A 12,441-nucleotide genomic window follows, 5' to 3' on the forward strand; every position below is an offset into this window, starting at 1 on the left:
GAACATGGCGTTCCGTCCGACATCTGGCGTGTCGGCCCCCGGATCGTAACCTGCTGAGGGTGCAGCGTCAGCCGGTCAGCGGGTCACTTGATGACGTCGGGGTTCTCCTCGAGCCATGCCTGGACGGCCTCGCGCTCCTTGCCCTCGCCGTACTCGTTCACGACCATGTCCTCGAGCGAGCCGTACTGCTCGTCGTCGAGCTTGATGCTCTCGATCAGCTCGGCGGCCTCGGGGTACTTGTCCGCGAAGCCCTTCGTGCCCAGGAAGTGCAGGCCCTCGGCCTCGCCCATCAGGCCGTTCGGGTCTTCGAGGTCCTTCACCGGGAAGGCGTCGTTGGCCCAGAACGGACGCCACAGCGTGACGACGATGTCCTCCTGCTTGTCGGTCGCCTTCTTCAGCTCGGTGAGCATGGCTGCGGTCGACGAGGTGACCAGCTCGTACTCGCTGTTCAGACCGGTCTCTTCGAGCATCTTGGTGGTCTGCTCAGTCAGGCCGGCACCCGGCTCGATGCCGATGATCTTGCCGTCGTAGTCCGCGGCCTTGCCCTTGAGGTCCTCGATCGAGGTGAGCTCGGAGTACTCGGGCACCGCGATGGTGAGCTTCGCGTTCTCGTAGTAGGTGCCGAGGTCTTCGATGTCGTCGCCGTACTCGTCCATGTACTTCTTGTGGGTCAGCTCGGGCCACGCCGACGGGTAGATGTCGACGTCGCCCTGCGCGAGTCCGGTGTACAGCGGGCCGGCGTCGGTGAGGGTCTTCATCTCGACGTCGTAGCCGATCTCCTCGAGCTTGTTCTCGAGCAGGTACGCGGTGCTGAGGCCGTCGGTCCACGATGGCAGGAAGCCGAGCGTGATGGTGCCCTTGTCGCCCGGGGAGCCGCCGTCGGCGTCGCCGCCGGTGCCGCCCGTTCCGCCGGCGCCACCCGAGGCGCATCCGGCGAGCGCGAGCGAGCCGATGGCGCCCATGGCCAGAAGTGCAGTGATCTTCTTCTTCACGATGTTCTCTTTCTGTTGCGTATGTGTGATTGCGGGGTGTTGCAGGGTGCCGTCTCAGGCAGGCTGCAGCACGGCATCCGGTGCGGTGACGGATGCCGAGGCGCGGCGCCGCGCTTCACGGCGACGCGCCAGGACGCCGAGCAGCGACGCGTGGTTCTCGGCCGGTGCGCCGAGGGCGGCGGTGACCCGGTCGAGGAAGACGGCGATCAGCACGACGCCGAGGCCCGCCTCGACGCCCTTGGCGATGTTGATCGTCGAGATCGCCTCGACGACCATCTTGCCGAGGCCGTCGGCGCCGGCCATGCCGGCGATGACCGCCATCGACAGGGCGAGCATGATCACCTGATTGATGCCGGCCATGATGGTCGGCATCGCGAGCGGCAGCTGGATGCCGCGCAGGATCTGCCCGGGCTTCGCGCCGAACGCCTGACCGGCCTCGACCGTCTCGGCGTCGACGCCGCGGATGCCGAGCTCGGTGAGTCGCACACCGGGAGGCAGCGCGAAGATGATCGTCGCGACCATGCCGGGCACCACGCCGATGCCGAAGAACACGATCGCGGGGATCAGATAGACGAAGGCGGGCATGGTCTGCATGAAGTCGAGCACCGGCTTCAGCAGCGCACGCACCGTGGCATTGCGGGCCGACCAGATGCCCAGCGGCACGGCGATCAGCACCGCGACGACCGTCGCGACGAGCACGAGCGACATGGTCTGCATGGCGGGGACCCACAGGTTCATGCCCACGATCAGCAGCAACGACACGGCGGTGCCGATTGCGAGCTGCCACGAGCGCACCAGCCACGCGATGAGCGCGGCGATCGCGATGATCGCGATGAAGTGCACCGAGAGCAGACCGTCAGTCAGTCCGTTGACGAGGAAGCCGAAGACGAACGCGATGCCATCGAGCAGACCGTCGAGGTTGTCCTTGACCCAGTCGACGATGCCGGCGACCCAGGTTCCGATCGGAATGCGGAAATCCATCAGCGCACCTCCTCGGTGTCAGCGGTGCCGGCAGGGGTGTCGTCTACGGCCGGCTCTACGGCCGCCTCGGTGAACGAGCTCGCCTCGGCGAGCACCTCGTCGATGACGGCCTGCGGCATGGGGTTCAGGGGCAGGGTGAGCTCGCCCGTCGCTCCCGGCCCGGGGCCGAGGGCGGCGAGCAGGGTGACGCGCGGGATCACACCGGTGAGGCGCCCCTCGGCATCCGTCACCGCGAGCGGAACGGGGGATTCGACCGACGGGATGAAGAGGTTCATCAGCACCTCGTTCTCGTCGACCTTCTGCGGCACCGGCTTGATGATCGATGCGAGCGAGGACTCGCCCTTGCGCACGAGCTTCACGGCATCCCGGTCGGTGACGATGCCGACGAGCTTGCGGTCGCGGCCGACCACGTAGGTCGCCGACATGTAGGCATCCCGCATCTGGCGCAGCGCCGTGCGGGGTCCCGACGACTCGGCCACGACGGGGCGCGGGCGCTCCATGACGTTCGACGCGGTGAGCACGCGGGCGCGGTCGACGTCCTGCACGAACTGCTCCACGTAGTCGTTCGCGGGGTCGGTGAGGATGTCTTCGGGCGTGCCGATCTGCACGATGCGACCGTCGCGCATTACGGCGATGCGATCGCCGAGGAACATGGCCTCGTTGAGGTCGTGCGTGATGAACACGATGGTCTTGCGCAGCTTCCCCTGCAGCTCGACGAGCTGCTCCTGCATCTCGCGGCGGATCAGCGGGTCGAGGGCGCTGAACGCCTCGTCCATCAGCAGGATGTCGGTGTCGGCGGCGAGCGCGCGGGCGATGCCGACGCGCTGCTGCATGCCGCCCGACAGCTCGCTGGGCAGCTTGTCGCCCCAGCCGTCGAGACCCACCAGGGACAGGATCTCGTCGGCCTTGCGCAGCCGTTCGGTCTTGCCGACGCCTTTCAGCTCGAGCGGGTAGGCCACGTTGTCGGCGACCGTGCGGTGCGGCAGCAGCGCGAAGTGCTGGAACACCATCGACACGCGGTCACGACGGATGTCGCGCAGGCGCGAGGCCGGGATGCCGGTGATCGCGTCTCCGCCGATCGTGATCTCGCCCGCGGTGGCGTCGTGCAGGCCGTTGAGCATGCGGATGATGGTCGACTTGCCGGATCCCGACAGGCCCATGATGACGAAGATCTCACCGCGGTTCACGGTGAAGCTCGCGTCGATGACGGCTGCGGTGCCGACGTCCTGCACCTCGGTGCGGGTCTCACCGGCCTTCAGACGCTTCACGGCCTGCTGCGGATTACGACCGAAGACCTTGTAGATATTGCGCGCTTCAAGAGCGGTTTCGGACACGTTTCCCCCGTTGCCCACCGATTCTTCGGGTCTCGGCGGGCCGCTTCGGTTACGCCCGGGTGACGTTCTCAAGGCCGTTTCGACAGATGCTGCACAGCGGCACGGACGGGGATTTCGGACCCCCGCGACAGAACATCGACCGTACGCCCACGCCTCTTCATGTACAGCTCGTGTCGAAGGAAGGACGCGGCCGCGGACTGGTCACTGTGACCTCTCGGCCACCTAGCCACGCTAACGAATGGCTGATCCGGTGGCAAATCCTGATTGCGGTTTTCGCGTGTCACCGGGGGTTCTCCCCCTCAGTTCGAATCGCTCGTATTGCCGTGTTCCTGGTCGGAACACGGCAATATGAGCGATTCGAAAGCGGTGGGTCAGCCGCGGCGGACGCTGCGCGTGACGGTGAACTTCGGGGTGCGGGCGACCTGCTCGGTCGGGCCCACGTCGCGGGTCAGCACGCCGCGATGATCGAGGTGCGAGTTGAACACCGTCCACACCTCGCCACCGGGGCGCAGCAGTCGCGCCGCCGCCTGGATGAGGCGATGACCGGCACCCTCGTGCACGCTCGTCCCGAGATGGAACGGCGGATTCAGCAGGATGAGGTCGGCCGATCCGTCTGGCAGCTCGGAGCCCGCGTCGTCGAGGGTCACGGTCACGCGCCCGGCGAGGCCATTGGCGACGACGGATGCCTGAGCCGAGCGCGCCGCGGAGGCCGACCGATCGGTGGCGGTGATCCTGGCATCCGGATGCTGCTGCGCGAACGCGACCGCGAGCGCCCCCGTGCCGCACCCGAGATCGACGACGTGCAGCGCAGGCGGGTCGGGCGGAGCGAGGGTCGGCATCACGTCGATCAGCACCCGTGTTCCGATGTCGAGGCGCGGGCCGGCGAACGCGCCGCCGTACGCGCACAGGGTGAAGCCGTCGTGCTGACGGCTGACCGGGAACGGCGGCTGGTCGGGCACGGGCAGGAGGCCGGATGCCACGATCAGCCGTGACTTGCGCTCCGCGCGCTGCGGCTGCACAGCCGCGAAGTACCGCCCGAGCACCTCGTTCTGGGTGAGCGCCATGTGCTTCACCCGTCCACCCGCGACGAGCGTGACATCGGGCGCCGCCCAGCGGGCGACCGCGTCGGCGATCTCCTCGAGCTCGGCGAGCCCCTTGGGCAGCTGCAGCAGCACGAGACGCGCGCCGCTGAGCAGCGAGCTGTCGAGTTCGTGCGCCGCGGGCATCGGCAGATCGAGCGCCCGGGCGTTGGCGGCGAGCGCACGTCGGCCGGTGATGAGGTCCTGATGCGCGCGGAGACCCTGGACGCCTGCATCCGCCAGCGCGAGGGCGATCGCGCCGTACTCGTCGCCGATGATCGCGGTCTCACCGCCGGCGATTCCGGTGTCGAGCGCGCGTTGCACGAGCAGCTGGTCGGTGGCATCCCACGCCTGCAGGTTCGCGGCCTCGACGTCGGGAGATCGCCGCAGTCTGCTGTAGTCGAGCTCGGGCACCTGCTCACACTATCGAGAACCGCTTCTCGCTCCGGTATGAGTTCGTGCCGCTCAAGAGGGCTTCAGGCGGCAGAAAGTCATACCGGAGCGAGGGGTGGTTCTCCTTTTCGCGAGGCAGGGAGATTGACACGCACTGAACGCGCGTTTAGTCTGCTCTACATGCGTTCAGCATCTGACGACCTCACCGCGCGAGCCCGCATCCGCGAGGCCGCGATCCGCGCTTTCGCGCGCGACGGGTTCGACGCGGCGAGCTTGCGCGCGATCGCGAAGGAAGCGGGCGTGAGCGCCGCCCTGATCGTGCACCACTTCGGCAACAAGAACGCGCTGCGCACCGCTTGCGACGACTACGTCGTCGCCGCGTTCATCGACGACAAGCACGAGCTGATCGAGACGCCGACGGCCGATCGCGTCCGCGCCGCGCTGCACGATGTCGAGCGCTACGGACCGTACATCGACTACCTCGGGCGCATGCTCGGCGACCGGTCGCCGGCCGCCGACCGCCTGTTCGACGAGATCGTCCGCGTCACCCGCGACATGCTCGACGAGCAGCGCGAAGCGGGACTCCTCGTCGAGATGAGCGACCCCGAGATGACCACGCTGCTCGTGGTGATGATGGGCCTCGCGCCCGTGATGATGCGAGCGCAGGTCGGCCGGATGCTCGGTCAGGACCAGCTGAGTCCGGCCGGCATGGTGCGCACCACGCTTCCCACGCTCGAGCTGCTCACGCACGGCATCTACTCGAGCACCGCATTCCTCGACGGGGCACGCCAAGCCCTGGCATCCGATAAGCCCTCCGAAGGAGGCGCATCATGAGTTCCGTCATCGACATCACCGCGCTGCACAAGCGCTTCGGGTGGCGCACTGCCCTGCATGGCCTCGACATGCATGTGCAGCGCGGCACGATCTACGGCCTGATCGGGCCGAACGGCGCGGGCAAGACGACGACCCTGCGCACCCTGGTCGACATCATCCGTCCCACCTCCGGCGAGGTGCGCGTGCTCGGCGAGGAGCCGCGGCACGGCGGCGCCCGACTGCGACGACGGATCGGCTTCGTGCCCGGCGAGCTGCATCTCGAGGGGCGCGTCACCGGGCACCGGATGCTGTCGTTCTACGCCGAGGTGTCGGACCCGGTCGATCGCGGGTATACGTCCGAGCTCGCCGAGCGCCTCGGCGTCGACCTATCACGCCCGGTGCGCAGCCTGTCGAAGGGCAACAAGCAGAAGATCGGTCTCATCCAGGCGTTCATGCACCGGCCTGAGCTGCTCATCCTCGATGAGCCGACCAGCGGGCTCGATCCGCTGATGCAGCGCGAGTTCCTCTCGATGGTGCGCGAAGCGCGCGATGCCGGGCAGACCGTGCTGCTCAGCTCGCACGTGCTCAGCGAGATTCAGCAGGTCGCCGACGAGGTCGCGGTGCTCGCGGCGGGGCGCGTGGTCGCGAGCGGCGACGTCGCCTCGCTGCGCCTCGGCTCGGTGCGGCGAGTGCGGGCCTCGCTCGAAGGATCGGATCCGGATGCCGTGCGCCGCCGCTTCATGGGCATCCCGGGCGTGCGCGAGATCGACCTCCTTCCGCGCGGCGGCGTGCTGCACCTCACCGCGACCGTAGACGGCCCGATCGACCCGTTCGTGAAGGCGCTCGCGCAGATGACCGTGCACGACCTGACCGTCGAGGAGCCCGATCTGGAGGAGAGCGTGCTGCGCCTGTACTCCGCCGGCTCTGCCTCATCGATCGGAACCGCGGGTCACGAGGGAGGCGCACGATGAGCGCCGCGCTGCCGGTGTTCCGGCGCAGCATCCGGGAGTCGTGGCGCGGCGTGATCGGCTGGAGCGTCGGCATCGCGGCGGTGCTGCTGCTGTACCTGCCGCTGTACCCCAGCTTCGGCGCGAGCGGGCAGCTCGAAGACATCATCAAGGCCCTGCCGTCGCAGCTCATCGAGACACTGGGCTACGACCAGATCGCCACCGGCGCCGGCTACGCGCAGAGCACCTTCTACGGACTGATGGGCTTTCTGCTGCTGACGATCGCCGCCGTACTGTGGGGCTCGGCCGCGATCGCGGGTGCCGAGGAATCAGGCCGCCTCGAACTCGACCTCGCACACGGCATCGGCCGGGCGCAGTACGCCGCCGAGTCGACGATCGCCGTGCTCGTGCGGCTGCTCTGGCTGGGTGCCCTGTCGGGGGCGATCGTGTACGCGCTGAATGAGCCGGCGGAGCTGGGCATCCATCCGCCGCACATCGCCGGCGCTGCGCTCGCCCTCACCGGGCTCGCCTTCCTCAGCGCAACCGTGGGCTTGCTCGCCGGAGCTCTCACCGGCCGCAAGGCGTGGGCCACCGGCGCCGCCGCAGCCGTCGCCGTGCTCGGCTACGTGTTCCAGGCCGTGGCGAGGCAGTCGGACGACCTCGAATGGCTGAACGCGCTCTCGCCGTACGCGTGGGTGTACCGCCAGCCACCGTTGAAGGACGGCGTCGACGCCGGTGGCCTGCTGCTCGTCTGGGGTGTCGCGGTGGCGCTGGCCGTGGCATCCGCCTTCGCCCTTTCGCGCCGAGACCTGCGGGGATGACGCCGCGAGCGCTAGCGTGAGCGTCATCATGACTGCCACCCTCACGCTCGACTCCGTCACCCTCCCGTCGGCGCCGGTCGGCGCGCCGAATCCGCTGCCCGCGGTCGCCGCGATGCCGCAGGCGCCGTATGAGGCGGCGACGGACGGGCTGCCGGACGACCTGGCCGAGAACATCCGGTACGGCCAGGTCAGCAGCATCCACCCGTATCTGCTGCAGGATCAGTACACCCGCGAGCGCACCGACTCGCCGATGCGCGTCGCCGTGCTCGAGAACGATCTCATGCGGGCCGAGTTCGCCGTCGACCTCGGCGGGCGCCTGGTGCGCCTGCTCGACAAGACGACCGGGCGCGATCTGGTCTACCGCAACACGGTGTTCCAGCCCGCGAACCTCGGGCTGCGAGACGCCTGGTTCTCGGGCGGGGTGGAGTGGAACATCGGCATGCGCGGCCACTGGCCGCTCACCTGCGCACCGCTGTACGCCGCCGCGCTGACCGCGCCCGATGGTGAACCGGTGCTGCGCATGTGGGAGTACGAGCGCATCCGAGGGCTGATCGTGCAGATCGACGCCACGCTCGACTCGCAGGTGGCGGCCCTGCACGTGCGGGTGCGCGTGCGCAATCCGCATGCCGAGGAGACCGGCATGTACTGGTGGACGAACATCGCGGTCGCCCAGACCGAGGGCTCGCGGGTGTTCGCCCCGGCGACGCACGCGTATCAGACGCAGTACGACGGGACTCTCGCGCGGGTGGACGTCGCGGCGCCCGACGTGAGCCGACCGGCGCAGGCACCGGCCGCCGCCGACTGGTTCTACGACCTCTCGGGGACGGAGATGTCGTGGATCGCTGCGCTCGAACCGGACGGCACCGGACTCGCGCACGTCTCGACCCCGCGCCTGTCGGGACGCAAGCTCTTCGTCTGGGGCGACACCGCCGGGGGTCGGCACTGGCAGGAGTGGCTCGGCGGCTCGTACTTCGAGATCCAGGGCGGCCTCGCGACCACGCAGTACGAGCACCTGCGGATGCCGGGCGGCGCCACCTGGGAGTGGACCGAGACCTTCGTGCCGCTGCAGGTCGACGGTGCCGAAGGGGCCTGGGCCGACGCCTCTGCCGTGGTGGGCGCGCAGGTGCAGCGGGCGGCCAGTGGCTGCGACTCATCACGTCTGGATGCGGTCGCGGACGCCGCACCGGAGCGGATGCTGAACCGCGGCGCCGCCTGGGGAGCCCTCGAGGCCGAGCTCGCCGCGCGCTTGGGTCGCGGCTTCGACGCCCTGCCCGGGGTGCGCTTCGACCGGGATGCGGGCGACGAGGGCGAATACTGGCGCGCGCTGCTCGACGGATCGGCGCCCGATGCCGGCGTGGACGCCCCGGTGTCGTACGTCGCCGGAGAAGATTGGGATCGCCTGCTCGGGGCCGCGCCGGCGACATGGCTGACCCACTACCACCGCGGCGTGATCGCGCACGCCGCCGGGGCCGTCGACCGCGCGGCGGCGCACTACGAGGCGTCGCTGCGGCAGCGTCGCAGCGCGTGGGCGCTGCGCGGGCTCGGTTTGGTGCGCATCGCCCAGGGCCAGGTGGATGCGGGCATCAACGTTCTCACCGACGCCGCGTCTCTGGCGCCCGATCTCGCGCCGCTCGCGATGGAACTCGGCGAAGCTCTGCTGATCGCGGGGCGGGCGGAGGAGGCATCCGGATTCCTCGCCGCGCTTGCTCCCGCGGTCCGAGAGCAGGGGCGGTTCCGCGTGCTCGCGGTGCGCGCGGCGCTGGCATCCGGAGCGCACGACGAGGCACGACGGATGCTGGAAGACGAGTTCGATGTGCCCGACATCCGCGAGGGTGAGCTGAGCATGTCGGATGTCTGGCGCGAGACCTTCCCCGACCGCCCCGTGCCGGAGCGCTACGACTTCTCGATGGCCTGACGCCGCGCCGCCGGGCTGGATTCCGCCGGTGCGGGGTCGATTGCGTACGGTTTCGCCCGCATGAGCGTACGAAACTGACCCCGGATGCCGGGCGGCGCTCTCTCAGGCTGCTTGAGCGTGCTCGCGCCAAGCGCTCACGCAGCGCATCCGTCTGCTGCCACGCCTCCTGAGCGCGGCGGCTCCGCAGCCGCTGCGGGCTCACCAGCACCGCGACCACTTCGCCGTGATGCGAGATCGATGCTTCTTCGCATCCATCAGCCAGACTTGACCCTGACACGGTGAGAGGCGGTCGAGTGGAGCCATGTTGTCCATCGGAGCGTTCGCGCAGATCGGCCAGGTGACCCACCGCATGCTGCGACACTGGGACACCGCAGGCCTGCTCGTACCCGCCCACGTGGACGAGCACAGCGGCTACCGCTCGTACGATCCCTCACAGCTGCACCGACTGCACCGGATCGTCGCGCTGCGCCAGCTGGGGTTCGGTCTCGAGCAGATCGGCGTCATGCTCGATGAGGGCATCGACGGGGATCGACTCATGCAGATGCTGCGCGGACACCGCGATGCGGTGGAACGCGAGCACCGCATCGCGACCGAACGGCTCGTCGACGTCGAACGGCGCCTCCACCTGATCGAAAGCGAGAATCGCATGTCATCCGCCGAGTTCATCGAGAAGCCTTTGCCCGCCGTCCGCCTCATCGCCCGCACGGCGACCGTGCCCGCCGACGAGGTCGGCCGGCATGTGGGAGCCATGTTCGGCGAGGTCGAAGACGGCCTGCCCGAGACGGAGGGGATGCTCGAGACGCCGATCGCGCAGTACCGACCGACCGATGACGGGGTGCTGCTGACCATCGGCTACGCGTATGCCGGCGATCCCGTCGAAGGTCTAGAGATCATCGAGCTCGCCGCGGAGGAGCGCGCGGTGTGCGGCATCCATCTCGGCGCGATGTCGGGCATCCGCAAGACCTGGCACGGGCTGCACACCGAGATGCTCGCCCGCGGTTTCGTGCCCTCGGGTCCGTGCCGTGAACTGTATGTGCGGTCGTGGCCCCTCGAAGACGAATCCCGCTGGGTCACCGAGCTGCAGCAGCCCGTCTCGCGGGCCTGAGCAAGCGGAGTCGCGCCTGTCAGGGATGCATCTCTCCGTTCGGGTATCCGCCTGACCGGACGAACACATCCCCGACCGCGGATGCAGGCACGCGGGGCTGGATTCCGCCGGTGCGGGGTCGATCGCGTACGGTTTAGGCCGCGTCGGCGTCCGAAACCGACCCCGGATGCCGGCAGCGGGGGCCTCGGGTCAGCGGAGGGGGTTGAAAGGGCGGATCTCGGGGGCGATGCGGCCCGTGGTGATCTGCTCGGCGAGCAGCTTGCCGGTCGCGGGGCCGAGCACGATGCCCCACATTCCGTGACCACCGGCGACGTAAACGTTCGGCGCCTGGGTCGCGCCGACCAGCGGCAGACCGTCGGGGGTGACAGGGCGGGAGCCGACCCACTCGTCCTGACGGTCGTCGAGGTCGAGACCCTGGAACATCTCGCGCGCCTGCGCGATGATCGCCTGCACGCGCCGCGGCTGGAAGGGCTCGTCGGGACGGCGGAACTCCATGGTGCCGGCGATGCGGAAGCGCCCCTGGTAGGGGGTGCACGCGATGCGCTGGAACGGGAAGTACACCGGGTGCTCCTGCGGCACCGACGTGGCCACCGCGAACGAGTATCCGCGGCCGGCCTGCACACGGGTGCGCACCCCGAGCTTGCGGGCCAGCGCGGGCATCCAGGCGCCGGTCGCGATCACGACAGAATCGGCCTCGAGCCGCTGCCCGTTCGACATGGTCACCACGGGACGGCGGGTCGACGAGACGTCGGTGACCTCGTACCCGGTGATCAACTCGGCACCCCGCCCGACGACGGCATCAGCCAGCGCCTCGACGAACGGCGCCGGCTCGAAGAAGCGCTGCCCGTCGAGCCGGTACGCATGCGTCACAGCATCCGACAGCACCGGCGCCAGCTCGCGCGGGTTCTCGAGACGCTCGAACGGCACGTCCTGCCCGTGCCGGATCACGCCCTCGATCTCGTGCAGGAACCCCTTGGCGTGGTCCTTCTCCTTGAAGCCGATCACGAACGGGCCCTCGCGGGTCCACGACTGCACACCCCCGTCGATCAGCTCGTCGAAGCACTCCAGCGCGATCCTGTCGATCGGCGTGAGATCGGCCATCGTCCTGTCCCACGCGCGGTGGGTGCCGTGGGCGGCGAACCGTGCGAGGAACGACCAGAGCCCGGCATCCACCCGGAACGGCACGTGCAGCGCGGCGTCCGGATCGAGCAGGGCCTTCGGCCCGTAGGTCCACAGACCGGTGTCGGCGAGCGGGATGGTCTTGCCCGGCGTGAGCCACCCGGCGTTGCCCCACGACGATCCGGCGGCGACGCCGACCCGGTCGATGACCGTGACGTCGACCCCGCGCTCCTGCAGATGCCACGCCGTGGCAAGTCCGACCATTCCAGCACCGACGATGATCGTGCGCGTCATTGCGTCCTCCTGAGAGAGCTGATGAGAGGCGCGAAAGCGGACACCCCTGCCTGCGATTATGCGGATTCTGGCGATCTGCGGATGCTGCGTCGAAGATTCTGCGTAGAATCGCGCTCACCTGATCAAATTCTTCATCTCACGACGAGGAAGTGCGCACATGGCCCCTTATTCTTCGGCATCCGGCCAGACCCCCCTGGACGCCGTCGACCGCATCCTCCTTTCGGAGCTGAGCCGCAACGGCCGCATCTCGAACACCGAGCTCGCCGCGATCGCCGGCATCGCCGAGTCGACGTGCCTCAAGCGCGTCCGCGCCCTGCAGGCGAACGGAGTGATCGTCGGCTTCCACGCCGAGATCTCGCCCGAGGCGCTGGGCCTGCACCTGGAGGCGCTGATCACCATCCGCCTGCACGCCCACGCCCGCGGGGATCTGCGCCGGTTCCAGACCTACCTCGAACAGCTCCCCGCGACGCAGCGGGTGTACTTCCTCGCCGGCGACCGCGACTTCCTCGTGCACGTCGCGGTTCCGGATGCCGGGGCGCTGCGCGAACTCGTCTCCGACACCATCAGCCTGAAGCCGGAGGTGGCGTCGACCAGCACCAGCCTGATCTTCGCCCAGGCGGCCGGGCCGCGCGGGCTCTGACCGTCGCG

11 protein-coding genes are annotated in these 12,441 nt (G+C 69.1%); 6 read left to right on the top strand and 5 right to left on the bottom strand.

Annotated features, from left to right (window positions below):
• Positions 1-83: 83 nt before the first annotated feature.
• From H9633_RS05235 to H9633_RS05250, 4 genes are all read right to left on the bottom strand, one after another.
• The gene (locus H9633_RS05235; RefSeq protein WP_191712940.1) at positions 84-995 is read right to left on the bottom strand and encodes a glycine betaine ABC transporter substrate-binding protein; all 912 of its coding nucleotides are present in this window, start codon (positions 993-995) and stop codon (positions 84-86) included.
• A 51-nt stretch (positions 996-1,046) separates the two neighbouring features.
• Positions 1,047-1,976: an ABC transporter permease gene (locus H9633_RS05240; RefSeq protein WP_396654501.1), complete on the bottom strand. Its 930-nt coding sequence runs from the start codon at positions 1,974-1,976 to the stop codon at positions 1,047-1,049.
• Complete coding sequence (locus tag H9633_RS05245) at positions 1,973-3,307, bottom strand: quaternary amine ABC transporter ATP-binding protein (RefSeq protein ID WP_191712351.1); 1,335 nt, start codon at positions 3,305-3,307, stop codon at positions 1,973-1,975. The genes H9633_RS05240 and H9633_RS05245 overlap by 4 nt, the downstream gene beginning before the upstream one ends.
• Positions 3,308-3,678: 371 nt before the next feature.
• On the bottom strand, positions 3,679-4,800 hold the full coding sequence (locus H9633_RS05250) for a class I SAM-dependent methyltransferase (RefSeq protein WP_191712352.1): 1,122 nt from the start codon (positions 4,798-4,800) through the stop codon (positions 3,679-3,681).
• Positions 4,801-4,959: 159 nt separating this feature from the next.
• Between H9633_RS05250 and H9633_RS05255 the strand changes: the two genes are divergently transcribed.
• The 5 genes from H9633_RS05255 (at position 4,960) to H9633_RS05275 (ending at position 10,380) form a co-directional block, all read left to right on the top strand.
• On the top strand, positions 4,960-5,613 hold the full coding sequence (locus tag H9633_RS05255; protein ID WP_191712353.1) for a TetR/AcrR family transcriptional regulator: 654 nt from the start codon (positions 4,960-4,962) through the stop codon (positions 5,611-5,613).
• Positions 5,610-6,563: an ABC transporter ATP-binding protein gene (locus tag H9633_RS05260; protein WP_191712354.1), complete on the top strand. Its 954-nt coding sequence runs from the start codon at positions 5,610-5,612 to the stop codon at positions 6,561-6,563. Before H9633_RS05255 ends, H9633_RS05260 begins: the two co-directional genes overlap by 4 nt.
• Positions 6,560-7,360 (top strand): ABC transporter permease subunit, encoded by an 801-nt coding sequence (locus H9633_RS05265; RefSeq protein WP_191712355.1) that lies wholly within the window; start codon positions 6,560-6,562, stop codon positions 7,358-7,360. The genes H9633_RS05260 and H9633_RS05265 overlap by 4 nt, the downstream gene beginning before the upstream one ends.
• 28 nt (positions 7,361-7,388) lie before the next feature.
• On the top strand, positions 7,389-9,275 hold the full coding sequence (locus tag H9633_RS05270; RefSeq protein WP_191712356.1) for a DUF5107 domain-containing protein: 1,887 nt from the start codon (positions 7,389-7,391) through the stop codon (positions 9,273-9,275).
• A 301-nt stretch (positions 9,276-9,576) separates the two neighbouring features.
• Positions 9,577-10,380, top strand: coding sequence for a MerR family transcriptional regulator (locus H9633_RS05275; RefSeq protein WP_071643648.1), 804 nt, complete (start codon positions 9,577-9,579; stop codon positions 10,378-10,380).
• A 189-nt stretch (positions 10,381-10,569) separates the two neighbouring features.
• Here the strand turns inward: H9633_RS05275 and H9633_RS05280 are convergent, their stop codons facing one another.
• Positions 10,570-11,793, bottom strand: coding sequence for an NAD(P)/FAD-dependent oxidoreductase (locus H9633_RS05280; RefSeq protein ID WP_191712357.1), 1,224 nt, complete (start codon positions 11,791-11,793; stop codon positions 10,570-10,572).
• A gap of 157 nt (positions 11,794-11,950) precedes the next feature.
• Here H9633_RS05280 and H9633_RS05285 point away from each other — a divergent pair, with 157 nt between their 5' ends.
• Complete coding sequence (locus tag H9633_RS05285) at positions 11,951-12,433, top strand: Lrp/AsnC family transcriptional regulator (RefSeq protein WP_191712358.1); 483 nt, start codon at positions 11,951-11,953, stop codon at positions 12,431-12,433.
• Positions 12,434-12,441 lie beyond the last annotated feature (8 nt).

This window comes from Microbacterium commune (genome assembly GCF_014836945.1).
Taxonomy (GTDB): Bacteria; Actinomycetota; Actinomycetes; order Actinomycetales; family Microbacteriaceae; genus Microbacterium; species Microbacterium commune.